Source organism: Bradyrhizobium zhengyangense (assembly GCF_022012435.1).
Classification (GTDB): domain Bacteria; phylum Pseudomonadota; class Alphaproteobacteria; order Rhizobiales; family Xanthobacteraceae; genus Bradyrhizobium; species Bradyrhizobium zhengyangense.
In genome coordinates, this window is the sequence record NZ_JAKLUA010000006.1 from 187,952 (window position 1) to 214,623 (window position 26,672).

Below are 26,672 nucleotides of genomic sequence, written 5' to 3' on the forward strand. Positions count from 1 at the left end.
GGGACGATTTCGGCCCACCCATATCCATTTGAAGCCGCCTCCCTATATTGGCGCCTGATCCCCGAATCAGGCAGCTCATGCGCGTATTCAGCGTTCCCCTCTCAGTTCCGTTCCTGCGCACGATCGTCGCGAGCCTGCTCGACGGCCGGCTGGTCGAGGGATTCGAGGCGCGCAAGGAACCGGCGCGGCTGGCGGACGCCACGCTGTACTTGCCGACACGGCGTGCCATGCGCGTGGTGCGCGAGATCTTCCTTGAGGAAATGAGGACGGATGCCGTGGTGCTGCCGCGCATCGTTGCGCTCGGCGACATCGACGAGGACGAGCTCGCTTTCGCCGAGGAAGGCGAGCAGTTTTCCGGCGCGACGCCGCTCGAGATTCCGCCGCGGCTCGGCGAGCTGGAACGGCGGCTGACCCTGGCACAGCTGGTCGCGGCCTGGGCCAAGGGCCCGGTGCTGGCGCCGCTGGTGGTCGGCGGCCCCGCCTCGACGCTGGCGCTCGCCGGCGACCTCGCACGCCTGATCGACGACATGGTGACGCGCGGCGTCGACTGGGGCAAGCTCGACGGCCTCGTGCCTGACATGCTCGACCGTTACTGGCAGCACTCGCTTGATTTTCTGCGCATCGCGCGCATCGCCTGGCCCGCTCATCTCGCCGAGATCAACCGGATCGAGCCGGCCGCACGGCGCGATCTGCTGATCGCGGCGGAAGCCAAGCGGCTGACCGCGCATCCGCATGGCCCCGTGATTGCGGCGGGCTCGACCGGCTCGATGCCGGCCACCGCAAAATTTTTGCACGCGGTCGCCGCGCTGCCGCATGGTGCGGTTGTGCTGCCGGGGCTCGACACTGACCTGGACGACGATGCCTGGCGGATCATCGGCGGCAGCAGGGACCTGCTGGGCATCACCGAGAATCCCACCTCGAACCATCCGCAATATGCGATGCACGGGCTGCTCGAGCGCTTCGGCATCAAGCGCGGCGACGTCGAGATCCTGGAGCCGGCTGCACCGCATGGGCGCGATCTCCTTGCTTCCGAATCGATGCGGCCGTCCAGCGCAACCGAGAAATGGCATGACCGGCTGAAGCAGCCCGATGTGGCCGCGAGGATATCAGGCGGCATGAAGAACCTCGCCGTGGTCGAGGCGCCCAATCCGGAGATGGAGGCGCTCGCGATAGCCATTGCGATGCGCGAGGCGCGGCATCTGGACAAATCGGCGGCGCTGGTGACGCCCGATCGTGCGCTGGCGCGGCGGGTGATGGCCGCGCTGACGCGATGGGATCTCGCCTTCGATGATTCCGGCGGCGACGTGCTGATGGAAACCGCAGCCGGCGTGTTCGCGCGCCTTGTGGCTGAGGCCGCGACCAGGGGCTTGGAGCCGCCGACGCTGCTGGCGATGCTGAAACACCCGCTCTGTCGCCTTGGCCGCGCGAGCGGCGCATGGAAGGCTGAGATCGAGGACCTCGAGCTTGCGGTGTTGCGCGGCACGCGCCCACCGGCGAGCACGGGCGGCCTGCTGCGCGAATTCAACCGCTTTCGCGAGGAGCTGGCAAAGCTCTGGCGCCATGAAATCTCTGCGCTGCACGCCGCCGAGCCGCGGGCGCGTCTCAAGGCGGAAGATCTCGATCGCGTCCAGGCGCTGATCGAGGCGTTGCAGAGAGCCCTGGCCCCGATCGAAAGCCTGGCCTCGTCAAAACCGTTCGACTTTGCCGAGCTTGCGCATCGCCATCGCGAGATCATCATCGAGCTGTCGCGCGACGAGCAGGGCATTCCGCTTGCCTTCGAGGAGCGCGAAGGCCTCGCGCTCGCCGGCGCCTTCGACGATCTCCTGCGCGGCGGCACCACCAGCGGGCTGATGGTGCCGCTGCCTGACTATGCCGACGTGTTCCAGACGGCGTTCAGCGATCGCGCCGTGCGACGGCGTGACAAGCCCGGCGCACGCCTGCAGATCTACGGCCCGCTGGAATCGCGGCTGATGCAGGCCGACCGCGTCATCATCGGCGGACTCATTGAGGGCGTGTGGCCGCCGGCGCCGCGGATCGATCCCTGGCTTAGCCGGCCGATGCGGCACGAGCTCGGTCTCGATCTGCCGGAGCGGCGTATCGGCCTCTCCGCGCACGATTTTGCGCAACTGCTCGGCGGCGATGAGGTCATCCTCACCCATTCCGCCAAGGCCGGCGGCGCGCCGGCCGTCGCCTCGCGCTTCCTGCACCGGCTGGAAGCGGTTGCGGGCGCCGAGCTCTGGAAGGCGGCTGTCCGCGCCGGCGAGAAATACGTGCAGTTTGCAGGCGCGCTCGACCGGCCCGCCGAGGTCAAGCCGATCAAGCAGCCCGAGCCGCGCCCGCCGCGCGCGACGCGGCCGCTGAAAATGTCCGTCACCGCGATCGAGGACTGGCTGCGCGATCCCTACACGATCTACGCCAAATATATCTTACGGCTCGATGCGCTCGATCCGGTCGACATGCCGCTGTCGGCAGCCGATCGGGGCTCGGCCATCCACGATGCGATCGGCGAGTTCACCGAGACCTATGCTGCACATCTGCCCGACGATCCCGCCCGCGTGTTGCGCGCGATCGGCGAAAGACATTTCGCGCTGCTGATGGAGCGGCCCGAGGCGCGCGCGCTGTGGTGGCCACGCTTCCAGCGCATCGCACGCTGGTTCGGCGAATGGGAGACGGCACGGCGCGATGCGATCGAGGCGATCACAGCGGAGACGCGCGGCGAGATCTCGATCCGGCTCGACAATGAGCGCAGCTTCCGCCTTTCCGCCCGCGCCGACCGCATCGAGCGGCGCCAGGGCGGCGGCTACGCCATCCTCGATTACAAGACCGGCCAGCCGCCAAGCGACAAGCAGGTCCGCTTAGGGCTGTCACCGCAACTGACACTGGAAGCCGCGATCCTGCGCGAGGGCGGTTTCCCCGATATCGATGCCGGTTCGTCGGTGAGTCAGCTCGTCTATGTGCGCCTGAGCGGCAACAATCCTGCCGGAGAAGAGCGCATCGTCCAGCTCAAGATAAACAAAGGTGACGAGCCGATTCCACCGGACACTGCTGCCGCCGACGCAAGAGCCAAACTGGAGGCGCTGATCCGCGCCTTCGACGACGACAACCAGCCCTACACCTCGCTGAACCTGCCGATGTGGACCAACCGCTACGGCGCCTATGACGACCTCGCCCGGATCAAGGAATGGTCCGCGGCCGGCGGCCTGGGGATCGAGGAATGGTGAAGCTTCCGCGCCCCATCCCCGACGAAGTGCGCGCACGACAGGCGCGTGCGTCCGACCCGACCGCGTCGGCCTTCGTGTCGGCCAATGCCGGCTCGGGCAAGACGCATGTGCTGGTGCAGCGCGTGATCCGCCTCTTGCTGTCAGGCGTGCCGCCGGAAAAGATCCTCTGCATCACCTTCACCAAGGCCGCGGCCGCCAACATGGCCGAGCGCGTGTTCACCACGCTTGGACATTGGGTGACGCTTGACGATACCGGGCTCGATGCCGCGATCCGCGCCGTCGGCATCCCGCATCCCAGCGCAAAGCTGCGGCGGGAGGCGCGAAAGCTGTTCGCCTGTGCGCTGGAGACGCCGGGCGGGCTGAAGGTGCAGACCATCCACGCGCTCTGCACCCGCCTGCTCCAGCAATTCCCGTTCGAGGCCAACGTGCCGGCGCGCTTTGCTGTGATGGACGACCGCGACCAGACCGATATGATGGAGCGCGCCAATCTGAAGGTGTTTCTGGAGGCCGCGCGCGATCCTGACAGCGTCACCGGCCGCGCGCTGCTGACTGCGATGGCAAACGCCGCCGACGTCACCTTCAAGGAGGTCGTGCGCGAGGCGTGCCTGAGCCGCGATCACTTCATGGCCTGGACCGATGAGGCCGGCAATGCCGGGGCTGCCGCCGAACAGATGGCCGCTGTGCTGGGCGTGGATGCGAGCGACGGCATCGAGGACGTCGAGACCGAGATCCTCGACGGCCCGTTCCTGCCGCGGGTGCGCTGGGACGACATCGCCTTCGCGCTCGAGGACGGCAGCAAATCCGACAACGATCAGGCGAGCCGGCTCCGCGAGGCCAAGGCGTTTTCCGGCGCCGCGCAGGTCGATGCTTATCTGTCCGTCTTCCTCACCGACGACAAGCTGCCGCGCAAGGCGGTGCTGACCAAGAAATTCGGCGAGCACAATCCCTCCGTCGCGCGCCTGTTCGAGAACGAGGCGTCCCGCCTGTTTGGATTGATCGAGAAGCGCCGCGCGGTGACCATGCGCGACCGCACCGCGGCTCTGCTGCATATCGCGACCGCAGCCGCTGCGAACTACCGCCGCGAGAAGCAGGAGCGCGGCCTGCTCGACTATGACGATCTCATCGACAAGACTCTGGCGATGCTCGACCGCATCTCCTCGGGCTGGGTGCACTACAAGCTCGACCGCGGCGTCGATCACGTGCTGATCGACGAGGCCCAGGACACCAGCCCGCGGCAATGGGACATTGTCGCGCATATCATCTCCGAGTTCACGGCCGGCGAGGGCGCGCGCGAAGGCTTGAACCGCACGGTGTTCGCCGTCGGCGACGAGAAGCAGTCGATCTTCTCGTTCCAGGGCGCGGCGCCCCACGAGTTCGACGCGCGACGGCGCGAGCTGCACCGCAAGTTCACCGCGGCCGGGTTGAAATTCGATCCCGTGGCTTTCACTTATTCGTTCCGCTCGGGCGCCGCGATCCTGCACTCGGTCGACCACGTCTTCCGCGATCCCGCGATCTACAAGAGCATCCATTCCGTCGAGATCGGTCATCCCCTGCACAACGCGCTGGCCGATGCCGGCCCGAGCGTGATCGAGCTGTGGGATCTTGCCGAGGCGGACGACCGACAGGAGATCGAGGGCTGGCGCGCGCCGTTCGACGGCGTCGCCGTGACCAGCCCCGAGGTCAAGCTCGCACGGCGCATTCAGGCCGAGATCAAGCGGCTGGTCGAGAGCGGCACGCTGACAGGCCACGAGAACGAGCGACGCCCCTTGCGCTATGGTGACATGCTGATTCTTGTACGCCGGCGCGGCAATGCGTTCGACGCGGTGATCCAGGCACTGAAGCACGCCGGCGTTCCCGTCGCCGGTGCCGACCGACTGAAGCTGACCGAGCACATCGCGATCATCGATCTGATGAACCTTGCGGATGCGCTGCTGCTGCCGCAGGACGATCTGGCGCTGGCTGTGGCGCTGAAGAGTCCGCTGTTCGGCCTCGACGACGACGACCTGTTTCAGTTGGCCCATGACCGCAAGGGATCGCTGCGCCGCGCACTGGGCGAGCATGCGGCTGGAAACGAGAAATTCGCGACCGTGCTGCGGCGCCTGGAGGCCTGCGAGATGCGCGCGCGCGAGGAGACGCCGTTCGCCTTCTACGCCTGGCTGCTCGGCGGCGACGGCGGCCGCGCGCGCATCCTGCGCCGGCTCGGGCATGAAGCGAATGACGCGCTCGACGAATTTCTGGAGCTGGCGCTGAATTGCGAGCGCAAGGCACCTGCCTCGCTGCAAGGTTTTATGGCCTGGCTGCGCTCCGCCGATACCGAAGTGAAGCGCGACATGGAGATCACGCGCGACGAGGTGCGGGTGATGACCGTGCACGGCGCCAAGGGCCTCGAGGCCTCGGTCGTGTTCATGGTCGATACCACGTCATCGCCCGCGGACTCGCAGCGGGTCCGGCTGATCAACGTGCCGCGCGGCAATGGCGGCGAGGTGGTGGTGTGGGCCGGGCGCAAGGCCGACGACCCAAAACCCGTCGCCGAGGCGCGCAAGGCAATGCTGGAGGAGACCGAGGACGAATATCGCCGCCTGCTCTATGTCGCGATGACGCGCGCGGCCGACCGGCTGATCGTCGGCGGCTGCATGCCCGGCAATATGCGGACGGTCCGCAAGCTGAGCTGGTACGACCTGATCGACACCGGTCTATCCTCCTCGGGTCTCGACAAGCAGACGATCGAGACACCGCTCGGCAAGGTGACCCGATTCGCTCGTGCCGAGGATGTTGCGGCGCTGGGCACACCGGCCGCAGCCGTGGACCAGACCATCACGCTGCCGGACTGGCTGCGCACGCCAGCGCCGCGCGAGACACCCGACGACGATCCGGTTCGCCCGTCCGGCCAGCCGGCCGAGGAAGGCCGCGCGGTCCGGTCAGGCGAATCAGTCCAGTCCCGCGCCCTGGCGCTGCAGCGCGGCACGCTGGTGCACCGGTTGCTGCAATCGCTGCCCGACATCGCCGCCGAGCGCCGGCGCGAGGCCGCGCTCGGCTTCATGGCGCGCAATGCGGCCGACTGGACCGAGGCTGACCGCATCGTTTTGGCCGACAAGGTGCTCGCCTTGATCGCCGAGCCGCGATTCGCGCCGGTCTTTGCCGCGGGCAGCCGCGCGGAGGCCGCCATCGTCGGCAAGCTCGACCGACCGGGACGGCGGCCGGCGCTGGTGTCTGGGCAGATCGACCGGCTGGTGGTGACCCCATCAGAGGTTCTGATCGTCGATTTCAAGACCAACCAGACGGCGCCCAGGAGCGCCGCTGATGCGCCCGCCGCCTATGTCAGGCAGCTCGCGCTCTACCGGGCGGTGCTATCGCGGCTTTATCCCCAAAAGCCCATCCGCGCGGTCCTGCTCTGGACCGAGGCCCTTGAATATATGGAGATTTCGGCCCCCGCGCTGGACGCGGCGCTGGCATCCCTTCATCTCAGTGTGAGCGTCCTTGACCCGGCAAGGGGCCGTTCATAGGTTGGCACCATGATCCCGGGCGCGATTCCATGTCGCGCCGATTCTCTTTCAACCGAGTGAGGTACTCCAATGGCCGTTGGCAAGGTTTCCGATACCGATTTCGAAGCCGAAGTGCTCAAGGCGAACGGCCCCGTCGTCGTCGATTTCTGGGCCGAGTGGTGCGGCCCCTGCCGCATGATCGCACCCGCCCTCGACGAGATCGCCGGCGCGATGGGTGACAAGGTCAAGATCGTGAAGCTCAACGTCGACGAAAGCCCGAAGACCGCGTCGAAGTATGGCGTGATGTCGATCCCGACCCTGATGATCTTCAAGGGCGGCGAGATGGCCTCCCGCCAGGTCGGCGCTGCGCCGAAGGCGAAGCTGCAGCAGTGGATCACCTCCGCGGTCTGATCCACGTCGCAGCGCGATGATTTTCCACAACGGCCGGCGCTTCGTCGGCCGTTTTATTTGCTATCTGCCTCAGTGCGCTCATTGCCTTCGATGAGCGCCTGAAACATCGCAACCAGCCGCTTGGTATCGGAGCCCAGTGGCGCAAAGAACGCAGCGTCGGCCTCCTCGACCGCCACGACCGCCTTGCGGGCAAGATCACGACCCGCCTTGGTGACCGAAATGGCCTTGGCGCGCGGATCCTCGGGATGATCGACCCGCTGGATCAGCTGCGCCGCTTCCAGCGCCCGCAGCACCTGCGACGTGGTCATTGGATCGACGCCGCAAAGTTGTGCGAGCCGCGCCTGGGTCAGCGTCTCGGACGTGGCGAACCACGTCGCCGTTGCCAGCAGCACGAATTGCGAATGGGTGAGCTCGTAGGGCTGAAGCGCCGCTCGCTGCCGCCGCTGCCACGCGTTCGAGATCTTCCAGAGCAGGAAGCCCGGGCTTTCGGCGGGGCCTGACAGACGTGTCGGAAGCGGCGGCTTCGTCATTGCGCTCCTCCGGCCAGTTTGGACAGGCTCGCGAGCACCTCGGGGAAATCGGCGGAAACGGCCGGGCCGATCTCGGCGGCCTGCGGCCCGCGGGCGTCGACCGCGTAAACGATACGCGTCCGCGCCGGGCCAAGCGGCTCGATGCGATGGGCGACGAGGATGGTGAGATCGCCCACCCGCGTTTCATCGACAAAGCAGACATTCTCGCGCACGTCGATCAGTTGCGAGCGCAGCGCCTCCTCGCCGGGCGGCTTCATGGTGAACCAGGTGCCTGATGCAAACGGCCCGTCGATGTCGATCTGCTCGATGCCTGCATTCCAGTTTTTCCAGCCGGAGACATTGCGAAAGATGCTCCAGATCGCCTCAGGAGAGGCCGTCGTCTCGATCGCGTATTCCGTCTGCCAGGTTGCTTCGTCGCTCATGGAATGACCTCCCTCAGTATGCACGCTTATAATAAGCGCGCATACTATCTGAGTCAACCCCATGACCCGATGAAGCCGTCTACTTGATCCACCCCGTCGCCAGTGCGTTCGCCAACTCCGGCTGATTGTTGCGGCGGGCGAGTGCGGCCATCGCTTCATGGTCGTAGGCGATCTGGCGAAAGGTCACCTGCCAGGCACCATCAATGAGTTCGAGGATCGCGTAACGCGCGTGCGGCGTGCCGGCTTCGACGACGTGCGGGAACGGATGCTTGTCGCGATAGCCGGGGCTGCCGACGCTGCCGGGATTGACGATCAGCCTGTTGTCGCGAAGCCGTACGGCGCGGGCGAGATGGGTGTGGGCGCAGAGGATCAGCGACTGCGTGATGCCTTGCGCGAACTGCTCGATGCGATCGAGCGGCGACAGTGCCACGGCGCCATCAGGGTGCACGGTGTCGAGCCAATAGACCTCGTCATCCTCGGGCGTCGCGTGGCAGAGGAAGACCTGATCCCGAAACACGCGCGTCATCGGCTGCGCTTGGAGCCAATCAAGCTGCGCCGTGTTGAGCTGCGCGTGCGCAGGACGGTCCCACGAGCCCATCTTTTCCGGGGGACGGTCGAGCAGATAGCGGTCGTGATTGCCGAGCACATGCACGGCGTCGAGTGGCATCAGGATCTCGATGGTACGGCGCGCATCGAGCGGGCCGCTCAGCATGTCGCCGAGATTGACGATGTCGGTGATCCCAAACGCGCGGATGTCAGCGAGCACCGCTTCCAGCGCGAGGTAGTTTCCGTGGACGTCGGCAATCGCGGCAAAACGCATCGCGCTCCCAATCTCTTATCGAAGACAAGACATCTATGCAGGAGGCGTGCCGTTGAGGCCGAGCACGTGACCGGCGAGATAGAGCGAGCCCGTGATCAGGATGCGCGGCGGCACCTCGTAGGCGAGCTTCGACAGCGAACGCAGCGCGGCCTGCGTGCCGGGCGCGATCTCGACACGCATGCCGAGGCTGCGGACGGCGTCCGCGAGGCGATCGACCGGCATCGCATTCTCGGTGTCGGGAATCGGCACCGCGATGATGTGACGGGTGAGGCCGGCGAAATTGGCCAGAAACGCCTTCGCGTCCTTGTTGGCCATCATGCCCGCGATGACGACCAGCGGCCGCGACACACGTTCCTCGAGATCGCCGAGCGCGGCGGCGGCGACGCGACCGCCCTCGGCATTGTGCCCGCCATCGAGCCAGATCTCGCTGCCCTGCGGTCCGAGAGCGAGCAGCTCGCCCGAGGTGAGGCGCTGCATCCGCGCCGGCCATTCGGCACCGACGATGCCGGCCTCGAATGCCGCCTGGTTGACCCTGAAGGTCTGGATCGCACGCAGCGTCGCAATGGCAAGGCCGGCATTGTCGAACTGATGGCGGCCGAACAGGCGCGGCGCGGCGAGATCCATCAGGCCGCGCTCGTCGGAATAGACCAGGCGGCCATGCTCCACATTGACGTGCCAGCTCTCGTTCGCGGCGAACAGCGGCGCCCGCATCTGCTTGGCCTGCGCCTCGATCACGGCCATCGCCTCGCCCGCCTGCTCGGCGCAAATCACCGGCACGCCGCGCTTGATGATCGCGGCCTTCTCGGCGGCAATCGAGCCCAGCGTGTTGCCGAGGAAATCCATGTGGTCCATGCTGACAGGCGTGATCACGCAGGCCGCGGGCGTATCGACCACATTGGTCGAATCGAGCCGGCCGCCGAGGCCGACTTCGAGCAGCACCGCATCGGCAGGATTTTGCGCGAACAACAGGAATGCGGCCGCGGTCTTCAGCTCGAAGACCGTCGCGGGCTCGCCCGCATTGACGAGCTCGACCTGTTCCAGCGCTGCGCGCAATTCATCGTCGGAGACGAGCACGCCGCCGCCGACGCGACCAAGGCGGAAGCATTCGTTGATGCGGACGAGATAGGGCGAGGTATAGGCGTGGACCCGCAGGCCCGCTGCCTCCAGCGTGGCGCGCAGATATGCCACCGTCGAGCCCTTGCCGTTGGTGCCGGCGACATGGATCACCGGCGGCAGCTTGCGTTCGGGGTGGCCAAGCCGCTCGAGCAGGCGATGCATCCGCTCGAGCCCGAGATCGATGCGCTTCTGATGCAGGGCCGACAGCCGCCCGATCAACGCATCGAGCGACGCCTTCGCGCTGTCGGGGGACGCGTTCACGCGTGGGGCGCAGCCGGCGCTGTCTCGGCGGCCGATACGATCTGCGCCGGGCTGACGACGGGCTGCGTCGGCTTGGACGCGTTCTCCTGCGCCGGCGCCTTGGTCAGCAGGCGGCACAGCCGCGCCAGCGTCGGTCGCAGCTCGTGGCGATGCACGACCATGTCGACCATGCCGTGCTCCTTCAGATATTCGGCGCGCTGGAAACCTTCCGGCAGCTTTTCGCGGATAGTCTGCTCGATCACGCGCGCGCCGGCAAAGCCGATCAGTGCGCCGGGCTCGGCGATCTGCACGTCGCCGAGCATCGCATAAGATGCGGTGACGCCGCCGGTGGTCGGATTGGTCAGCACGACGATATAGGGCAGCTTGGCTTCGCGCAGCATCTGCACCGCAACCGTGGTGCGCGGCATCTGCATCAGCGACAAGATGCCTTCCTGCATGCGCGCGCCGCCGGATGCGGCGAACACGATGAAGGGCGACTTCTTCTCGACCGCGAGCTCGAGCCCGCGCACGATGGCTTCGCCCGCGGCCATGCCGAGCGAGCCGCCCATGAAATCGAAATCCTGCACGGCGACGACGACGCCGGCGCCTTCGAGCTTGCCGTAGCCGACCTTGATCGCGTCGTTCAGATTGGTGCGCGCCCGCGCATCCTTGATGCGGTCGACGTACTTCTTCTCATCGCGAAACTTGAGCGGATCCGGCGTGACGTCAGGCAGAGCGACGTCGAACCAGGTCTCGTTGTCGAAGATCGACTTCAGCCGCGCCACCGCGCCCATGCGCATGTGGTAGTTCGAGCCGGGAATGACGAACTGGTTGGCCTCGACGTCCTTGTAGAACACGAGCTGTCCGGAATCCGGGCACTTGATCCAGAGATTCTCCGGCGTCTCGCGCCGCAGCATGTTGCGGATCTTCGGCCGGACCACATTGGTAAGCCAGTTCATGGTTTGCTCCGATGTGCGAGCCCGCAGGGGATCGCCTGACGAGATATATGGCGGCCGGGCCTTTGCCCGGCAAGCTGCCGTGTCGCCCGCTTGGAAAGCGGAATTAAGGCCTATTCAGCCGCCTGCTTGGCGCCCTTGACGCCCTGGGCCAGGGCGGCGGCGAGCTCAGCCACGGCGTTAACGGTTTTGGCGGTCGCGCGGCCCTCGGAATCGAGACTGTTCTTGAGCGCGTCGACCAGCGCGGTGCCGACCACCGAACCATCGGCCTTCTCGGCAATGGCGCGCGCCGCCTCCGGCGTGCGGATGCCGAAGCCGACGCAGATCGGCAGCGCGGTATGCCGCTTGATGCGCGCGACTGCTTGGCCGACGGCATTCGCGTCCGCCGCCGCCGCACCGGTGATGCCGGCGATGGAGACGTAATAGACAAAGCCCGACGTGTTCGTGAGTACCGCAGGCAGGCGCTTGTCGTCGGTGGTCGGCGTCGCCAGGCGAATGAAGTTCAGGCCCGCCTTCAGCGCGGGAATGCAGAGCTCGTCGTCTTCCTCCGGCGGCAGATCGACGATGATCAGGCCGTCGACGCCTGACGTCTTGGCATCAGCCAGAAACTTGTCGACGCCGTAGATGTAGATCGGATTGTAATAGCCCATCAGCACCAAAGGCGTGATGTTGTCGTCCTTGCGGAAGCCGCGCACCAGCTCCAGCGTCTTCTTCAAGGTCGTGCCACCCTTGAGCGCGCGCAGACCGGCCGCCTGAATCGAGGGACCATCCGCCATCGGATCGGTGAAGGGAATGCCGAGCTCGATGACGTCGGCGCCTGCCTTCGGCAGCGCCTTGACGATCTCGAGCGACGTCGTGAGATCGGGATCGCCGGCCATCACATAGGTGACGAAGGCCGAGCGGCCCTGCTTCTTCAGCTCGGCGAAACGGGTGTCGATACGCGTGGTCATGATTCGGCGGCCGCTGTGCTATACCTCTCCCCTCCGGGGAGAGGTCGGCTGCGAAGCAGCCGGGTGAGGGGGATGGAGAGGTTCAAGTCGAGAGCACGAAGGCTCCGCGAGTCGCAGACAAGTGCCGAAGCAAAGCTTTGGCAGGCGCTGCGCAACCGGCAGCTTGCCCGTTGGAAGTTTCGCCGCCAGCATCCTGTTGATCGATACGTCGTCGACTTCGTGACGCTGGATGGAAAGCTCATCATCGAAGTTGACGGCGTCACGCATTCCAGCCCGACCGAGATCGAACGAGACAAGGCCAGAACCGAAGTCCTTGAAGCCTGCGGTTTCCTCGTCCTCCGAGTCTCGAACACGGACGTGTACGAGAATATTGAGGGCGTGCTTGAACTGATCGAAACCTCATTGAGGTTCGAGTGAGTGGAGAGACTCCTCACCCGGCTGCTTCGCAGCCGACCTCTCCCCGACGGGGAGAGGTGAAGAGAGTGCGACACGCGCCTCACTTGCTCTTGCCCTTCAGGATGTCGCCGACCTGCGGGACGTCCTTGTCGCCGCGGCCGGAGAGATTGACGACCATCAGGTGGTCTTTGGGCCGCTTCGGCGCGAGCTCCATCACCTTGGCGATGGCGTGCGCGGGCTCGAGCGCGGGAATGATGCCTTCGAGCTTGGAGAGCAGCTGGAACGCGGCGAGCGCCTCGTCATCGGTCGCGGAGAGATAATTGACGCGGCCGATCTCGTGCAGCCAGGAATGCTCGGGGCCGATGCCGGGATAGTCGAGGCCGGCCGAGATCGAATGCGCGTCCTGGATCTGGCCGTCGGCATCCATCAGCAAATAAGTGCGATTGCCATGGAGCACGCCGGGACGGCCGCCCGCGATCGAGGCCGCATGCAATTGCGTGAGCCCGTGGCCCGCGGCTTCGACGCCGAAGATTTCGACAGAGGGATCGTCGAGGAAGGGATGGAACAGGCCCATCGCGTTCGAGCCGCCGCCGATGCAGGCGACCAGCGAATCCGGCAGGCGTCCTTCGACCTCCTGCATTTGCGCTTTCGTCTCGTTGCCGATGATCGACTGGAAGTCGCGCACCAGCATCGGATAGGGATGCGGGCCCGCGACCGTGCCGATGCAATAGAAGGTGTTGTGCACGTTGGTGACCCAGTCGCGCAGCGCCTCGTTCATCGCATCCTTCAGCGTGCGCGTTCCGGACTGGACCGGCATCACCTTTGCGCCCAGCATCTCCATGCGGATCACGTTGGGCTGTTGCCGCTCGACGTCGACGGCGCCCATATAGACCACGCATTCCAGGCCAAAGCGCGCGCACAGCGTTGCGGTGGCAACGCCGTGCTGGCCGGCGCCGGTCTCGGCGATGATGCGCTTCTTGCCCATGCGCCGCGCCAGCATGATCTGGCCGAGCACATTGTTCACCTTGTGCGAGCCGGTGTGGTTGAGCTCTTCGCGCTTGAGGTAGATCTTGGCACCGCCGAGATGTTCGGTGAGGCGCTCGGCGAAATACAGCGGCGAGGGCCGGCCGACATAGTTCTTGAGGTAGCCGTTCATCTCGGCCTGGAAGGCCGGATCGGCTTTGGCCGCGGTGTAGGCCTTCTCCAGGTCGAGGATCAGCGGCATCAGGGTTTCGGCGACGAAGCGACCGCCGAAAATGCCGAAATGACCGCGCTCGTCGGGCCCGCTGCGATAGGAATTTGGTTTGGCGATATTCATCGAACGCTCAACTCTTGAGTGGCGCGCGCGGCGCGAATGAAGGCCTTGATCAGCTCCGGGTCTTTCACACCGGGAGTGCTCTCGACACCGGAGGACACGTCGACGCCGCCGGCGCGGGTGACGCGGAGGGCTTCCGCGAGGTTTTGAGTATGGAGGCCGCCCGAAACCATATACGGCAGATCAAGCTCCAGGTTTTCCAGCAAGTGCCAGTCGAAGGGGGCACCGAGGCCGCCGGGCCGGGTCGCATCCTTCGGGGCACGGGCGTCGAACAGGATGCGGTCGGCGACTGCGGCATAGCCGGGCAGCACGGCGAGATCGGCTGCGGTCGCGACCGGCACCGCCTTCATCACCGGGCGGCCGAACTTCTGCTTGATGTCACGCAAGCGCGCCACGCTCTCATGGCCGTGGAGCTGGAAGATATCAGGCGACAGCGCATCCATGATGTTGTCGAGCGTGGCGTCGTCGGCATCGACCGTGAGCGCCACTTTGAGCGCGCGGCTATTCACCTGTCGGCCGAGCTCGCGCCCCGTCTCCAGCGAAACGTGCCGCGGCGAGGGCGGAAAGAACACGAACCCCACCATGTCGGCGCCCGCGTCGAGCGCCGTTTGAAGCGTCTCGCGCGTGGACAGGCCGCAGATTTTGACGAGCAGGGACATGGTCTCAAAGCAAATTGAGGCCGCAAGTGGCGGCCGGGAAACGGGCTTTTCAGTTGGGGCCGCTTCTACAACGTCGCGCGCTGCTTGTCTCGCCCGATGGCCCCGTAAAGGCCTACCCCAGAGGGAACGGGGAGGCGCTGGGCTCCCGGCTTCGACGCGGCCGCCTGGGCCTGCAGCCCGGCCAATTCGCCCCTCGCGGCCCGGGCATCCGCCTCATGCCGGCGTGCGGCGCGGCGCCAGTGCCGCTGGCCGAACCAGACCGCGCAGCCGCCGACCACGACACCCAGCGCGGCCGTCAGGATCAGCAGCAGGAACAACGGAATGTCGCGCGACAGCGCCGGATCCTTCGCCATGAATGGATCGAAGGAGACGGTGACGTCATGCCGGTTGGCAGCCGCAAAGGTCACCAAGATCAGGACCAGCGGAGTCACGAACAGCCAGGTCAGAAACTTTCGCATCGGGTGTCGCTCGCCTTGAATCACCTGCCGCCGCATCGAACGGCGGTTCGGCTAAGCCCGGACGACAAACTTAATCGGGCGCGCCCGGATCCGGATGGTCGCGGTTGAGCCGCTCACGCATTTCCTTGCCGGTCTTGAAGAACGGAACGCTCTTCTGATCGACGGGGACATGGGCGCCGGTGCGCGGATTGCGGCCGGCGCGGGCGGGGCGATGCTTGACCGAGAAAGCGCCGAAGCCGCGCAGCTCGACGCGGTCACCGCGTGCGAGTGCCGCTACGATCTCTTCGAGAATCGCATTCACAATGTTCTCGACATCCCGCTGGTACAGATGCGGGTTGTGCTCGGCGATACGCTGAACAAGTTCGGATTTGATCATCGAGAGATAGGACCCGGAAGCGTGCGGATGACCATTTCCGTGAAAATGCCTTGATCTGTCAAGACGCTAAATGAAGGTTGAGCGTCGTGAAAATGCGTGACATTTGCCGAAAAAGCGGGCTGCAAGGCTACCCGCCTGACGGGAAAAAGGTCCGGAACTCGCGTTGTTCCTTCAGTTTCAGGTCAATTCGACGCAGCCGGTTGCCACAGGGCCAGCATTCCATCCAATCCGGCACGGTCGACCGCCTGCGCCAGGCCAGTTTGCTCGATCTGATGCGCAATCGCGCTGAATCCAAGCGCTTCCAGCGTTACTGAGGCCGCCGTCTTGAGGAACGTCAGGTCGCCGAAGCGGGGCTCGAGCTTGTAATCGCGCACCGAAAGACCCTTCTTGACGCCCTTCTGCTCCTCGAGCCAGGCGACCGCAGTCTTCTCGTCGCCGAGCTGATCGATCAGCTTGAGATCGATCGCCTGGCGGCCGGTGAAGACGCGGCCATCGACGACTTTTTCGAGCTGCGTGTCATCCATGCCACGGCGCTGCTTCACCAGATCCTTGAACCAGGCATAGGAATCCTTCACCAGCGCATCCAGCGCGGCGCGCGCTTCCGGGCTGGTCGGCTCAAAACCGTTGGGCGCAGCCTTGAGAGGCGTGGACTTGACCTCCTCGACCTTGACGCCGACGGTCTTCAGCAGCTCCGAGAAGTTCGGAAACTGGAACAGCACGCCGATCGAGCCGACCAGCGAGCTCTGCTGGGCGATGATGTGATCGCTTGCGATCGCGGTGATGTAGCCGCCGGAGGCCGCAAGGCCTTCGACCACGACGACCAGCGGCTTCTTCGCCTTCAGACGCGTCAAGGAATCATAGAGCTGCTCGGAGCCGGCGGTGGTGCCGCCGGGCGAATTGATGTGAACGATCACGGCGGCGGCCTGCGAATTCTCCAGCCGCTCCAGCGCGTGCGTGCGCTCGGAATCGCTGCGGATCAGGCCATCGATCTCCACACGTGCGATTGAGCCTGCGGAGACGAAGCTGCCGCGCGCGCCGGGCGTTGCGATCAGCGCAAAGCCCGCGATCGCAGCGATCGCGATCAAAGCGGCCATCACGCGCCAGAACGTCAGCTTGCGGCGGATCCTGCGGCGATCGACGATGATGTCCGAATCGAGCGACATCGAGATATCTCCAAATGAAAGGCCGCTGACGTTGTGCCGTCACGACGTGACCATCAGCTTGCCTGGATACATCAATTGCGGCGCAATTTGAAGAAAACAAGGCCTCTGGCTGCGTAGCCCGGATGGAGCGGGCAACAAAAAAGCCCCGGCTTACGCCGGGGCTTCGATATCAGCGAAATCAGCGTTTCGCTTACTTGCTGTCGCGGTTCTTGAGCGCGGTGCCCAGGATGTCGCCGAGCGTCGCACCCGAATCCGAGGAGCCGTACTGCGCGATGGCTTCCTTCTCTTCGGCGACTTCGAGCGCCTTGATCGACACCTGGACTTTGCGGGCCTTCTTGTCGAACTGGATCACGCGGGCATCGACCTTCTCGCCGACGGCGAAGCGTTCGGCACGCTGGTCGTTGCGGTCACGCGCGAGCTCCGAGCGCTTGATGAAGGTCGAGAAGTCGGTACCGGCGATCTTCACCTCGATACCGCTTTCCTTCACTTCGAGCACTTCGCAGGTCACGACCGCGCCCTTCTTGACATCGCCCGGCTCGGCGAAGGGGTCGCCTTCGAGCTGCTTGATGCCGAGCGAGATACGCTCCTTCTCGACGTCCACATCGAGCACCACGGCCTTGACCATGTCGCCCTTCTTGTAGTTGTCGATCACCTGCTCGCCTGGAAGCTTCCAGTCGAGGTCGGAGAGATGGACCATGCCGTCGACGTCGCCCTCGAGGCCCAGGAACAGACCGAACTCGGTCTTGTTCTTGACCTCGCCCTCGACCACCGAACCGGTCGGGTGACCTTCGACGAAGACCTCCCAGGGGTTGCGCATGGTCTGCTTGAGGCCGAGCGAGATACGGCGCTTGACGGAATCGACTTCCAGCACCTGCACGTCGACTTCCTGCGAGGTCGACACGATCTTGCCGGGGTGCATGTTCTTCTTGGTCCACGACATCTCGGAGACGTGGATCAGGCCTTCGATGCCCGGCTCGAGCTCGACGAACGCACCGTAGTCGGTGATGTTGGTGACGCGGCCGGTGAAGCGGGCACCCAGCGGGTACTTGGCTTCGATGCCCTGCCACGGATCGTCGAGCAGCTGCTTCATGCCCAGCGAGATGCGGTGCGTCTCGTGGTTGATCTTGATGATCTTGACCTTCACGGTCTGGCCGATCGAGAGCACCTCGGTCGGGTGGTTGACGCGGCGCCACGCAATATCGGTGACGTGCAGCAGGCCGTCGATACCGCCGAGGTCAACGAACGCACCGTAATCGGTGATGTTCTTGACGACGCCGTCGATGACCTGACCCTCTTCGAGGTTCTGCACCAGCTCCTGACGCTGCTCGGCACGGGTCTCTTCGAGAACCGTGCGGCGGGACACGACGATGTTGCCGCGGCGGCGATCCATCTTGAGGATCTGGAACGGCTGCGCGTTGTTCATCAGCGGCGCAACGTCGCGGATCGGACGGATGTCGACCTGCGAACGCGGCAGGAAGGCAACGGCACCGTCGAGGTCGACGGTGAAGCCACCCTTGACCTGGTTGAAGATGACGCCCGTGACCTTCTCGTTGTTCTGGAACGCCTTCTCGAGCTTGCCCCAGCTCTCTTCGCGGCGCGCCTTGTCGCGCGACAGCACGGCCTCGCCGAGGGCGTTCTCGATGCGATCGAGGAACACTTCCACCTCGTCGCCAACCTTGATCTCGCTGTCACGGCCGGGACCGGAAAATTCGCGCAGCGCAACGCGGCCTTCGGTCTTCAGGCCGACGTCGATGACGGCCATGTCCTTTTCAATTGCAACCACCTTGCCCTTGACGACCGAGCTCTCCTGCAGGTTGCCACCAGCGAAGGACTCGTCGAGCATCGCGGCGAAATCGTCACGCGACGGGCTATAGGTATCAGCGGAAGTCGAAGCCATTTGTTCTCCAGTTGCGGAAATCTTGCCGGCCGTTGGGTTCATGGGCGTATCGCGCACGCAGTGTCGGAAGGCCCGCAAGACCTTCGAGCGACCGCTCGTTGCCCCGGCTTGGCGCCGAAACAGCGGAAGCGGGCCGGCAGAGGCCCGCGCGTTCGATACGTGGAAATCGTTGTGTCCGGAGCCTGGATCGCGTCGGTCCCTAAACAGGGACCGAGAGTATCGACCTCAAAGAGCGGGAGCGGGCACTTCCTCCAATGACGGCTGCGGCTTAACCCCGCGACCGGCCCGCTCGGACGGCCTCGATAATGTCGATGGCGGCCCGGACGCCGCCTTCTATATCCAGTTGGGAGTTATCTAGCAAGTAAGCATCCGCAGCTGGTTTTAAGGGCGCAATCGGCCGGTTCTTGTCCCGTTCGTCGCGCTGGATGATGTCGGCCAGCACGGCCGCCTCGTCTGCCTCCTCGCCCCGCGCCCGCGCCTCCATGGTGCGGCGGCGGGCCCGGACCCTGGGGTCGGCCACGACGAAGATCTTCACGTCGGCATCGGGGCAGATCACGGTTCCGATGTCCCGTCCGTCCAGCACCGCGCCGGGCGGATCGGCGGCGAATTGCCGCTGGAAATTGACCAGGACCTCGCGAACCCTCGGGATGGCCGAGACGATGGACGCGCCCTCGCCCGCCTTCTGGGTCTTCAGGGCGGGATTGCCGAACCTTTCCGGATCGAGTTCCAGGGCGGCCTGCACCGCCGCGGTCTCGTCCCTGAGATCATGGCCGGACTCCATCAGGGCGTAGGCGACGGCGCGATAGATCACGCCGGTATCGAGATGACGGTAGCCATAGTGATGGGCGAGGCGCTTGCCCAGCGTGCCCTTGCCCGAGGCCGCGGGTCCGTCGATGGCGATAATCATGAAAACTCGGCCCCAAGGGAACGCATCATCGGAATGAAGTCAGGGAAACTTGTGGCAATGAAGGCGGTGTCGTCGACAGTCACCGGCTGGTCGGAAGCGCAGCCCATCACCAGCGCGGACATCGCGATGCGGTGGTCCATATGGGTGGCAACAGTACCGCCGCCGGGGACGTGGCCGCGACCCTCGACGATCAGATCGTCGCCGGAGATGGTGACCTTCACGCCGTTGACGCGGAGCATCGCCGCCGTGGCCTCGAGCCGGTCGGATTCCTTGACGCGCAGCTCCTGCAGGCCCCGCATGATCGTGGTGCCTTCGGCAAACGACGCTGCCACTGCCAGCACCAGATATTCATCGATCATCGAAGGCGCGCGCTCCGGCGGCACCTCGACGCCGCGCAGCTTTGAGGCACGCACGCGCAAGCGCGCCATCGGCTCGCCGGCATCGCCGCGCACTTCGCTTTCCTCGATGGAGGCGCCCATTTCGCGCAGCGTCGTGAACAGGCCGGTGCGCAGCGGATTGGTCATGACATCGGAAAGAACGATGTCCGAGCCTTCGACAATCAATGCCGCGACGATCGGAAAGGCCGCTGACGAGGGATCAGCGGGCACGATGACGGTCGCGCCATGCAGTTCGGGCTGTCCAACCAGCGTGATGCGGCGGCCGTGAGCCCCCTCGGCGACCGAGGTGATGTCGGCGCCGAAATGCTTCAGCATCAGCTCGGTGTGGTCGCGGCTGGCCTCGCTCTCGATCACGGTGGTGATGCCCGGCGCGGCGAGGCCCGCCAGCAGCACCGCCGATTTGATCTGGGCCGAGGCGACCGGGGTCTTGTAGGTGATCGGCAGCGGATCGCGCGCGCCCTGGATGGTCAGCGGCAGGCGGCCGCCCTCGCCGCCAGAGACGACCTTGGCGCCCATCTTTTCGAGCGGATCGAGGATCCGACGCATCGGGCGACTGCGCAGCGAGGCATCGCCGTCGAAAATCGCCGAAATCGGGCAGCCGGCGACGGCGCCCATGACCAGCCGGCAGCCGGTACCGGAATTGCCGAAATCCAGCGGCGCCTTGGGCTGGGCGAAGCCGCCGACACCCACTCCGTTCACCTTCCAGGCGAAATCGCCGGTGCGCTCGACCTTGGCGCCGAGGGCCTGCATCGACTTGGCGGTGTTGAGGACGTCCTCGCCCTCGAGCAGGCCCGTAATGCGGGTCTCGCCGACCGCCAGCGCGCCCAGGATGAGGGCGCGGTGGGAGATCGACTTGTCCCCGGGCACCCGTACTTTTCCGGTCAGGGGACCGCTTGAGCTCGACTTCAGGGGTGTCGGCTTGTCGGAATGGGTCAAGATTGTGTCCTTGGATGCGCCTCGGAGGCTGGCGGGCACCTACCACATGGTCTCCCCGCCGTCACGAGCATGTCTTTCTCTCGTAATGCGCTATTGACAGCGGGCCGCCAACTAGCCAAGTGAAGCACCGCTTTTCAGACATTCCCAGGATTCCTCTGCCGTGGCCAAGTCCGAACTCGGAACCAAACGTATTTGCCCGACCACGGGCAAGAAGTTCTACGACCTCAACAAGAATCCGGTGATCTCGCCCTATACCGGCGAAGTTGTGCCGATCGCGCCTGTGGCGCCGGCCCGGATGCCTCGCGGCGCCGAAGCCCGTCACGCAGCAGCCGCCGATGCCGCGCCGGAGCCGGCGGAGGTCGAGGAGGTCTCGCTGGAGGAGGCTGATGCCGAGGAGAACACCGGCAAGGTCAAGGCCGTCGTTCCCGAATCCGAGGACGATATCGAGGTCGACGAGACCCTCGACGACGACGATGACGATGATTCGACCTTCATTGCCGACGAAGAAGAGGGCGATGAGGACGTGACCGACATCATTGGCGATGTCGGAGGTGATGAAGAGACTTGAGATCAGTCCTGATCTGTGAAAAAGGGTGCACCGCGCGAGTCGAAAGGCTCGCCGGTCGGGAGTGATCCCCCAGGATCATCCCAAGGTTAAGGGGCCATAGCTCAGCTGGGAGAGCGCTTGCATGGCATGCAAGAGGTCGGCGGTTCGATCCCGCCTGGCTCCACCACGCTTCGCCCTTCGGGCTACGCGTGGCGCAGCCACGACGGAGCCTGAAGGGCGAAGCGTGGTGTCGGGCGAAGACGGACTGCCCCATGTTCTGATTTCCTCTACTTACCGTCCGGCTGCGCAGGCGCGAGACATCGATGTGGTATGTCTACATCATCCGCAGCATCAAGTTCCCTGATCAGGAATACATCGGCGCCACGGAAGATCTGAAGCGACGGCTCCCGGAGCACAATGCCGGCAAGTCCGCTCACACCGCCAAATTCAAACCGTGGAAGCTGGTCTGGTACTGTGCTTTCCCTGACAAGCTAAAGGCGTTGGCATTCGAGAAATATCTCAAGTCACATTCGGGCCGCGCCTTCTCGAAAAAACGGCTCTGTTGAACCCCCTACTCCCCAATCACCGCATTCAACCGATCCCTCAGCGCGACGATCTCGTCCTTCATCGCGACCAGCTCCGACACCGAGCAGTCCGAGGCCGCCAGGATCGACTGCGGCACGCTGCGCGCCTTGTCCTTCAACGCATGGCCCTGCGGGGTCAGCGCGATCAGCACCTGACGCTCGTCCTCACTGCTTCGCGTGCGCTTGACCAGATGGGCGGCCTCCAGCCGCTTCAGCAGCGGCGTCAGCGTGCCTGAATCGAGAAACAGCTTCTCACCGATGTCCTTCACCGGCACATCGTCGCGCTCCCACAGCACCAGCATCACCAGATATTGCGGATAGGTCAGGCCGAGCCGGTCGAGCAGCGGCTTGTAGACGCGATTGAAGGCGTGCGCGGCCGAATAGACCGCGAAGCAGATCTGGTTGTCGAGGCGTTGCGGATCGAGGGTCGCTGATTTCCGGGCCATAGAGAATCTCTCGAGACTGACCCGCATTGTGGGACCGGGCGGGCCCACATTCAATTGCGAACAATTAAATGTGAGGCACGCCAATTTCAATTGCATGCAATCTAATTGTTTGCAATACAGATCGCACCCCAACCCGAAGTCCCCCTGAGGAGACGAAAATGTCCGTGAACGTCCTCTACAAGACCAGCGCAAAAGCCACCGGCGGCCGCGACGGCCATGCTGCGACCCTCGACGGCGCACTCGACGTCAAGCTCACCACGCCGAAGGAGCTCGGCGGTGGCGGCGGCGCCGGCAACAACCCCGAGCAGCTGTTTGCGGCCGGCTATGCCGCCTGCTTCATCGGCGCGATGAAGTTCGTGGCCTCGCAGGGCGGCCCGAAGGTTCCCGCTGATGCCTCCGTGACCTCGACTGTCGGCATCGGCCCACGCGCGGCCGGCGGCTTCGGTCTCGACATCGACCTGGCCGTCTCGCTGCCGGGCCTGTCCCGCGCGGACGCCGAGGCGCTGGTCGAGAAGGCGCACCAGGTGTGCCCGTACTCCAACGCGACGCGCGGCAATGTCGACGTTCGCCTGACGGTCGTCTGACCCGACGGTGAATTGGCTGGCCCGGGATCCCCCTCGGGCCGGCCGTTACCGCGAGATTTCCCACGCCGCGGGATTGCGCCGCGACGCATACGCCCCCACGCGACAAGCCATTGCTGGCGCGTTCGAACCTCGCTAGGCCTGTGATCAATATCGACACAGGGAAGCGAAGGCATGACTGAAGCCGTTTTGGGCGCAATGAGCGGGCTGCGCGTCATCGATCTCACGCGCGTACTCGGCGGTCCCTACTGCACCCAGATCCTCGCCGACCACGGCGCCGACGTGATCAAGGTCGAGCCGCCCGCCGGCGACGAGGTGCGCGACTGGGGTCCTCCCTTCCACGACGACGACGCGGCCTATTTCATCGGCATCAACAGAAACAAGCGCTCGATCGGACTCGACCTCGCGTCCGAAGGCGGCCGCGTCGTGCTGCTCAAGATGTTGGAGACGGCCGACGTCCTGATCGAGAATTTCAAGCCGGGCACGCTGGAGAAATGGGGCATCGGCAACGATGTGCTTGCCCAAAAATTTCCGCGCCTCGTGCATTGCCGGATCTGCGGCTTCGGCGCCGACGGCCCGCGCGGCGGCAATCCCGGCTATGACGCCATCATCCAGGCCATGACCGGCATGATCGCGGCGACGGGGTCGCCCGAGAGCGGCCCGATGCGGATCGGCGTGCCGCTGGTCGATATCACCACCGGCCTTTACGCCGCGATCGGCATCCTGATGGCGCTCTCCGAACGGCAACGCTCAGGCAAGGGCCAGTTCCTGGAGACGACGCTGTACGAAACCGGCCTCGCCATCATGCATCCGCACACCGCGAATTATTTCATGCATGGCAAGCCGCCCGGTCTCACCGGCAACGAGCACCCGAACCTCGTGCCGTACGCGATCTTCCCGACCAAGACCGACGACATCTTCATCGGCGTCGGCAATGACGGCACCTTCCGCAAGCTCGCCAAGGAAATCGGCAAGCCCGAGCTCGGAACCGATCCGCGCTTTGCCCGCAACAAGGACCGCATCGCCAACCGCGAGGCGCTGCGCGCCGAGCTCGCCGCGGTATTCAGCCAGCACGAGGCCGAGCCGCTGTGCAATCGCCTGCTCGCCGCGGGCCTGCCCGCGGGCCCCGTGCAGAAGATCGACCAGGCGCTGACCAATCCGCACACCATCGCGCGCGGCGATGTCATCGAGAAGGACTGGTACAAGGGCGTGGCCTCGCCGATCCGGCTCGACCGCAGCAAGCCGAGCCTGCGCCGGCTGCCGCCGAAGTTCAGCCAGCACTCCCAGGAGGTGCTGGGCGAGTTCGGCTACTCAAAGTCGGAGATCGACGCGATGGTCGAGAGCGGCGTGGTCTGCGGGCCCGAGCGCAAGCGCTAGGGCCCCTGACCTCCTCTGGCGCTATGATGCCGCAGTGCGGCGCGGGCATCGGTGTGCACCGCGAACAGCTGTGGCTGCGCGCGGCGCGTTCGCCTATTTGATGGCTTCCCTTTTCCAGCGCTTGCCGCTTTCGTTTCGGCCGCTTACACAGTCATGTGAACGTCATATGGCGCTGCTAGCGCAAGCGCTTCTTTATTGACGGCTGAGGGAGGTTTCTTGATGGCTCTTCGATTTTTTGGGGCGGCTGCCACTGTTGCAGTCGCTGTCGGCATGACGGCTTCGCCGGCGCTGGCCGTGACTGAAATCCAGTGGTGGCACGCGATGACCGGCCCCAACAACGACGTCGTGGTCAAGCTGGCCAACGATTTCAACGCATCGCAGAGCGACTACAAGATCGTTCCCACCTTCAAGGGCAGCTATGCCGACACACTGAATGCCGGCATCGCAGCGTTCCGCGCCGGCAACGCACCGGGCATTATGCAGGTGTTCGAGGTCGGTACTGCGACCATGATGGCCGCCAAGGGCGCCATCAAGCCGGTCTCCGACCTCATGAAGGAGCAAGGCGAGAAGTTCGACCCGCAGTCCTATCTGCCGGCCATCACAGGTTACTACTCGACCGCAAAGGGCGAGATGCTCTCGTTCCCGTTCAACTCGTCGAGCATGGTGATGTGGGCCAATCTCGACGCACTGAAGAAGGCCGGCATCGACGCGCCGCCGAAGACCTGGCCCGAGGTGTTCGCCGACGCCAAGAAGCTGCACGCAACGAGCCCGACCTGCGGCTTCTCCTCGAGCTGGATCACATGGGGCCTGATCGAGCAGTTCTCGGCCTGGCACAACATTCCGATCGGCACCAAGGCCAACGGCCTTGACGGCTTCGATACCGTGCTGGACTTCAACAACCCGCTCGAGACCAAGCTGCTCGAAAATCTCGTCGAGCTTCAGAAAGACAAGAGCTACGACTATTCCGGTCGCACCAATACCGGCGAAGGCCGCTTCACTTCAGGCGAATGCGCGCTCTACATGACGTCGTCGGCCTTCTATCCGAACGTCAAGGCGAACGCGAAGTTCAACTATACGGCCGTTCCGATGCCGTATTTCCCGGACGCCAAGGATGCGCCCCAGAACTCCATTATCGGTGGCGCCTCGCTGTGGGTGATGGGCGGCAAATCCAGCGAAGAGTACAAGGGCATCGCGAAGTTCTTCACTTTCCTGTCCGACACAGATCGTCAGGTTTATCTGCACGAGGTCTCCGGCTATCTGCCGATCACCAAGGCGGCCTACGACAAGACCAAGGCGTCGGGCTTCTATGAGAAGAACCCGATCCTGGAAGTGCCGTTGAAGGAGCTCACCAACAAGCCGCCGACCGAGAACTCGCGCGGCCTGCGTTTCGGCGGAATGGTGCAGATGCGCGACGTCTGGTCCGAGGAGATCGAGGCGGCACTCGCCGGCAAGAAGTCGGCCAAGGATGCACTCGACGCTGCCGTCTCGCGCGGCAACCAGATGCTGCGTCAGTTCGAGCGGACCGCGACCAAGTAGGACCTCATCAGTCGTGGCTGTGGATGGTCCGCAGCCACGACTCTCAGCGAGTGAGGCGGGGGCTTCATGGAGAACCGGGCGATCTTTCCAGGCAGGCTGCTCGCCTGCCTCCTGGTATTTCCGCAGCTTGCGGTGTCCCTGATCTTCTTCTATTGGCCGGCTGCGCAGGCGCTCTGGCAATCGTTCCTGGTGCAGGATGCCTTCGGGCTCTCGACCGAGTTCGTCTGGTTCGAGAACTACGTCAACCTGCTGAAGACTCCCGAATACTATCACGCGATCGGCACGACCTTCTTTTTCTCGCTGCTCGTCGTGTTCTTCTCGCTTGCGATCGGCCTGCTGCTCGCTGTCATGGCGAACCGCAACATCGCTGGCGTGCAGATCTATCGCACCTTCCTGATCATTCCCTACGCGGTCGCGCCTGCGGTGGCGAGCGTGCTATTCATCTTCATGTTCCAGCCCGGGCTCGGCATGATCGCGCGCGCTTTGCAGCGTAACGGCATCGATTGGAATCCAGTGCTCAACGGCAATCATGCCATGATCCTGATTGTCATCGTCGCCGTCTGGAACCAGATCAGCTACAATTTCCTGTTCTTTCTCGCCGGCCTGCAGTCAATCCCGAAGAGTGTGATCGAGGCCGCTGCGATCGACGGCGCGAGGCCAATGCGGCGGTTCTGGACCATCGTCTTTCCGCTGCTGTCGCCGACGACGTTCTTCCTGATCGTCGTCAATATCACTTACGCCTTCTTCAACACGCTCGGCATCATCGACACCGCAACCGAAGGCGGCCCGAACGGCTCCACCTCAACGCTCGTCTACAAGGTTTTCCTGGACGGCAAGGCCGGCTCGGACCTCGGCGGCTCGGCCGCGCAATCCGTGATCCTGATGATCATCGTCGTCGCGTTGACCGCGGTCCAATTCCGCTACGTCGAAAAGAAGGTCCATTACTGA

The 26,672-nt window shown here is 64.7% G+C and carries 25 protein-coding genes and 1 tRNA gene; 11 read left to right on the forward strand and 15 right to left on the reverse strand.

Annotated elements, in window-relative coordinates; translation table 11 throughout:
* Positions 1–77 precede the first annotated feature (77 nt).
* The 3 genes from addB to trxA all read left to right on the forward strand — a co-directional run bounded on the left by addB (position 78) and on the right by trxA (position 7,114).
* Positions 78–3,221, forward strand: a complete 3,144-nt coding sequence (addB, locus tag L6637_RS20240) for a double-strand break repair protein AddB (protein ID WP_237871845.1) — start codon at positions 78–80, stop codon at positions 3,219–3,221.
* Positions 3,215–6,724 carry a double-strand break repair helicase AddA gene (gene addA, locus L6637_RS20245; protein ID WP_237860699.1) on the forward strand — a complete coding sequence of 1,170 codons (3,510 nt, stop codon included), beginning with the start codon at positions 3,215–3,217 and terminating at the stop codon, positions 6,722–6,724. The genes addB and addA overlap by 7 nt, the downstream gene beginning before the upstream one ends.
* 69 nt (positions 6,725–6,793) lie before the next feature.
* A complete protein-coding gene (gene trxA / locus L6637_RS20250) occupies positions 6,794–7,114 on the forward strand; it encodes a thioredoxin (RefSeq protein WP_007598398.1) in 321 nt (106 codons plus the stop codon).
* Between the two features lie 53 nt (positions 7,115–7,167).
* On the opposite strand, the gene L6637_RS20255 is transcribed toward trxA, so the two are convergent.
* The 6 genes from L6637_RS20255 to trpA all read right to left on the reverse strand — a co-directional run bounded on the left by L6637_RS20255 (position 7,168) and on the right by trpA (position 12,148).
* On the reverse strand, positions 7,168–7,644 hold the full coding sequence (locus tag L6637_RS20255) for a MarR family winged helix-turn-helix transcriptional regulator (RefSeq protein WP_237860701.1): 477 nt from the start codon (positions 7,642–7,644) through the stop codon (positions 7,168–7,170).
* Positions 7,641–8,066, reverse strand: a complete 426-nt coding sequence (locus L6637_RS20260) for an SRPBCC family protein (protein ID WP_237860703.1) — start codon at positions 8,064–8,066, stop codon at positions 7,641–7,643. The genes L6637_RS20255 and L6637_RS20260 overlap by 4 nt, the downstream gene beginning before the upstream one ends.
* A gap of 79 nt (positions 8,067–8,145) precedes the next feature.
* The gene (locus L6637_RS20265; protein ID WP_237871847.1) at positions 8,146–8,886 is read right to left on the reverse strand and encodes a metallophosphoesterase family protein; all 741 of its coding nucleotides are present in this window, start codon (positions 8,884–8,886) and stop codon (positions 8,146–8,148) included.
* Positions 8,887–8,919: 33 nt separating this feature from the next.
* Positions 8,920–10,263, reverse strand: a complete 1,344-nt coding sequence (locus L6637_RS20270; RefSeq protein WP_237860706.1) for a bifunctional folylpolyglutamate synthase/dihydrofolate synthase — start codon at positions 10,261–10,263, stop codon at positions 8,920–8,922.
* Positions 10,260–11,201: an acetyl-CoA carboxylase, carboxyltransferase subunit beta gene (gene accD / locus L6637_RS20275; RefSeq protein ID WP_237860709.1), complete on the reverse strand. Its 942-nt coding sequence runs from the start codon at positions 11,199–11,201 to the stop codon at positions 10,260–10,262. Before accD ends, L6637_RS20270 begins: the two co-directional genes overlap by 4 nt.
* Before the next feature lie 110 nt (positions 11,202–11,311).
* Entirely contained in the window at positions 11,312–12,148 is an 837-nt protein-coding gene (gene trpA / locus L6637_RS20280; protein ID WP_237860711.1) for a tryptophan synthase subunit alpha, read from the reverse strand.
* Positions 12,149–12,220: 72 nt separating this feature from the next.
* On the opposite strand from trpA, the gene L6637_RS20285 reads away from it, so the two are divergent.
* A complete protein-coding gene (locus L6637_RS20285) occupies positions 12,221–12,565 on the forward strand; it encodes an endonuclease domain-containing protein (protein ID WP_237860713.1) in 345 nt (114 codons plus the stop codon).
* A gap of 79 nt (positions 12,566–12,644) precedes the next feature.
* On the opposite strand, the gene trpB is transcribed toward L6637_RS20285, so the two are convergent.
* The 8 genes from trpB to aroA all read right to left on the reverse strand — a co-directional run bounded on the left by trpB (position 12,645) and on the right by aroA (position 20,653).
* Complete coding sequence (gene trpB, locus L6637_RS20290; protein ID WP_237860715.1) at positions 12,645–13,862, reverse strand: tryptophan synthase subunit beta; 1,218 nt, start codon at positions 13,860–13,862, stop codon at positions 12,645–12,647.
* Positions 13,859–14,518 (reverse strand): phosphoribosylanthranilate isomerase, encoded by a 660-nt coding sequence (locus tag L6637_RS20295; RefSeq protein WP_237871849.1) that lies wholly within the window; start codon positions 14,516–14,518, stop codon positions 13,859–13,861. The genes trpB and L6637_RS20295 overlap by 4 nt, the downstream gene beginning before the upstream one ends.
* Positions 14,519–14,583: 65 nt before the next feature.
* On the reverse strand, positions 14,584–14,976 hold the full coding sequence (locus tag L6637_RS20300; RefSeq protein WP_237860718.1) for a lipopolysaccharide assembly protein LapA domain-containing protein: 393 nt from the start codon (positions 14,974–14,976) through the stop codon (positions 14,584–14,586).
* A gap of 70 nt (positions 14,977–15,046) precedes the next feature.
* The gene (locus tag L6637_RS20305; RefSeq protein WP_007598410.1) at positions 15,047–15,352 is read right to left on the reverse strand and encodes an integration host factor subunit beta; all 306 of its coding nucleotides are present in this window, start codon (positions 15,350–15,352) and stop codon (positions 15,047–15,049) included.
* Between the two features lie 182 nt (positions 15,353–15,534).
* A complete protein-coding gene (sppA, locus tag L6637_RS20310) occupies positions 15,535–16,515 on the reverse strand; it encodes a signal peptide peptidase SppA (protein WP_237871851.1) in 981 nt (326 codons plus the stop codon).
* A gap of 190 nt (positions 16,516–16,705) precedes the next feature.
* Complete coding sequence (gene rpsA, locus L6637_RS20315) at positions 16,706–18,412, reverse strand: 30S ribosomal protein S1 (RefSeq protein ID WP_057752276.1); 1,707 nt, start codon at positions 18,410–18,412, stop codon at positions 16,706–16,708.
* A gap of 268 nt (positions 18,413–18,680) precedes the next feature.
* Positions 18,681–19,319 (reverse strand): (d)CMP kinase, encoded by a 639-nt coding sequence (gene cmk, locus L6637_RS20320; protein ID WP_237860722.1) that lies wholly within the window; start codon positions 19,317–19,319, stop codon positions 18,681–18,683.
* Positions 19,316–20,653 carry a 3-phosphoshikimate 1-carboxyvinyltransferase gene (aroA, locus tag L6637_RS20325; protein ID WP_237871853.1) on the reverse strand — a complete coding sequence of 446 codons (1,338 nt, stop codon included), beginning with the start codon at positions 20,651–20,653 and terminating at the stop codon, positions 19,316–19,318. Before aroA ends, cmk begins: the two co-directional genes overlap by 4 nt.
* 160 nt (positions 20,654–20,813) lie before the next feature.
* Between aroA and L6637_RS20330 the strand changes: the two genes are divergently transcribed.
* The 3 genes from L6637_RS20330 to L6637_RS20340 all read left to right on the forward strand — a co-directional run bounded on the left by L6637_RS20330 (position 20,814) and on the right by L6637_RS20340 (position 21,766).
* Positions 20,814–21,221 (forward strand): TIGR02300 family protein, encoded by a 408-nt coding sequence (locus tag L6637_RS20330; RefSeq protein WP_237871855.1) that lies wholly within the window; start codon positions 20,814–20,816, stop codon positions 21,219–21,221.
* 90 nt (positions 21,222–21,311) lie between these two features.
* A tRNA-Ala gene (locus L6637_RS20335) sits at positions 21,312–21,387 on the forward strand.
* 136 nt (positions 21,388–21,523) lie between these two features.
* Positions 21,524–21,766 (forward strand): GIY-YIG nuclease family protein, encoded by a 243-nt coding sequence (locus L6637_RS20340; RefSeq protein ID WP_237871857.1) that lies wholly within the window; start codon positions 21,524–21,526, stop codon positions 21,764–21,766.
* A 5-nt stretch (positions 21,767–21,771) separates the two neighbouring features.
* Here the strand turns inward: L6637_RS20340 and L6637_RS20345 are convergent, their stop codons facing one another.
* Complete coding sequence (locus tag L6637_RS20345; RefSeq protein ID WP_237871859.1) at positions 21,772–22,230, reverse strand: MarR family winged helix-turn-helix transcriptional regulator; 459 nt, start codon at positions 22,228–22,230, stop codon at positions 21,772–21,774.
* A gap of 158 nt (positions 22,231–22,388) precedes the next feature.
* Here L6637_RS20345 and L6637_RS20350 point away from each other — a divergent pair, with 158 nt between their 5' ends.
* From L6637_RS20350 to ugpA, 4 genes are all read left to right on the forward strand, one after another.
* Positions 22,389–22,814, forward strand: coding sequence for an organic hydroperoxide resistance protein (locus L6637_RS20350; RefSeq protein WP_237860730.1), 426 nt, complete (start codon positions 22,389–22,391; stop codon positions 22,812–22,814).
* A gap of 171 nt (positions 22,815–22,985) precedes the next feature.
* Positions 22,986–24,188, forward strand: a complete 1,203-nt coding sequence (locus L6637_RS20355; RefSeq protein ID WP_237871861.1) for a CaiB/BaiF CoA transferase family protein — start codon at positions 22,986–22,988, stop codon at positions 24,186–24,188.
* Between the two features lie 219 nt (positions 24,189–24,407).
* Positions 24,408–25,724, forward strand: a complete 1,317-nt coding sequence (gene ugpB, locus L6637_RS20360; protein WP_237860735.1) for a sn-glycerol-3-phosphate ABC transporter substrate-binding protein UgpB — start codon at positions 24,408–24,410, stop codon at positions 25,722–25,724.
* A gap of 66 nt (positions 25,725–25,790) precedes the next feature.
* Positions 25,791–26,672: a sn-glycerol-3-phosphate ABC transporter permease UgpA gene (ugpA, locus tag L6637_RS20365; RefSeq protein ID WP_237860736.1), complete on the forward strand. Its 882-nt coding sequence runs from the start codon at positions 25,791–25,793 to the stop codon at positions 26,670–26,672.

What these genes read in the sequence shown, in the direction of transcription:
- addB (WP_237871845.1), top strand. Translation starts at nt 78, where the DNA reads ATGCGCGTATTCAGCGTTCCCCTCTCAGTTCCGTTCCTGCGCACGATC.
- addA (WP_237860699.1), top strand. Translation starts at nt 3,215, where the DNA reads ATGGTGAAGCTTCCGCGCCCCATCCCCGACGAAGTGCGCGCACGACAG.
- trxA (WP_007598398.1), top strand. Translation starts at nt 6,794, where the DNA reads ATGGCCGTTGGCAAGGTTTCCGATACCGATTTCGAAGCCGAAGTGCTC.
- L6637_RS20255 (WP_237860701.1), bottom strand. Translation starts at nt 7,644, where the DNA reads ATGACGAAGCCGCCGCTTCCGACACGTCTGTCAGGCCCCGCCGAAAGC.
- L6637_RS20260 (WP_237860703.1), bottom strand. Translation starts at nt 8,066, where the DNA reads ATGAGCGACGAAGCAACCTGGCAGACGGAATACGCGATCGAGACGACG.
- L6637_RS20265 (WP_237871847.1), bottom strand. Translation starts at nt 8,886, where the DNA reads ATGCGTTTTGCCGCGATTGCCGACGTCCACGGAAACTACCTCGCGCTG.
- accD (WP_237860709.1), bottom strand. Translation starts at nt 11,201, where the DNA reads ATGAACTGGCTTACCAATGTGGTCCGGCCGAAGATCCGCAACATGCTG.
- trpA (WP_237860711.1), bottom strand. Translation starts at nt 12,148, where the DNA reads ATGACCACGCGTATCGACACCCGTTTCGCCGAGCTGAAGAAGCAGGGC.
- L6637_RS20285 (WP_237860713.1), top strand. Translation starts at nt 12,221, where the DNA reads ATGGAGAGGTTCAAGTCGAGAGCACGAAGGCTCCGCGAGTCGCAGACA.
- trpB (WP_237860715.1), bottom strand. Translation starts at nt 13,862, where the DNA reads ATGAATATCGCCAAACCAAATTCCTATCGCAGCGGGCCCGACGAGCGC.
- L6637_RS20295 (WP_237871849.1), bottom strand. Translation starts at nt 14,518, where the DNA reads ATGTCCCTGCTCGTCAAAATCTGCGGCCTGTCCACGCGCGAGACGCTT.
- L6637_RS20300 (WP_237860718.1), bottom strand. Translation starts at nt 14,976, where the DNA reads ATGCGAAAGTTTCTGACCTGGCTGTTCGTGACTCCGCTGGTCCTGATC.
- L6637_RS20305 (WP_007598410.1), bottom strand. Translation starts at nt 15,352, where the DNA reads ATGATCAAATCCGAACTTGTTCAGCGTATCGCCGAGCACAACCCGCAT.
- sppA (WP_237871851.1), bottom strand. Translation starts at nt 16,515, where the DNA reads ATGTCGCTCGATTCGGACATCATCGTCGATCGCCGCAGGATCCGCCGC.
- rpsA (WP_057752276.1), bottom strand. Translation starts at nt 18,412, where the DNA reads ATGGCTTCGACTTCCGCTGATACCTATAGCCCGTCGCGTGACGATTTC.
- cmk (WP_237860722.1), bottom strand. Translation starts at nt 19,319, where the DNA reads ATGATTATCGCCATCGACGGACCCGCGGCCTCGGGCAAGGGCACGCTG.
- L6637_RS20340 (WP_237871857.1), top strand. Translation starts at nt 21,524, where the DNA reads ATGTGGTATGTCTACATCATCCGCAGCATCAAGTTCCCTGATCAGGAA.
- L6637_RS20345 (WP_237871859.1), bottom strand. Translation starts at nt 22,230, where the DNA reads ATGGCCCGGAAATCAGCGACCCTCGATCCGCAACGCCTCGACAACCAG.
- L6637_RS20350 (WP_237860730.1), top strand. Translation starts at nt 22,389, where the DNA reads ATGTCCGTGAACGTCCTCTACAAGACCAGCGCAAAAGCCACCGGCGGC.
- L6637_RS20355 (WP_237871861.1), top strand. Translation starts at nt 22,986, where the DNA reads ATGACTGAAGCCGTTTTGGGCGCAATGAGCGGGCTGCGCGTCATCGAT.
- ugpB (WP_237860735.1), top strand. Translation starts at nt 24,408, where the DNA reads ATGGCTCTTCGATTTTTTGGGGCGGCTGCCACTGTTGCAGTCGCTGTC.
- ugpA (WP_237860736.1), top strand. Translation starts at nt 25,791, where the DNA reads ATGGAGAACCGGGCGATCTTTCCAGGCAGGCTGCTCGCCTGCCTCCTG.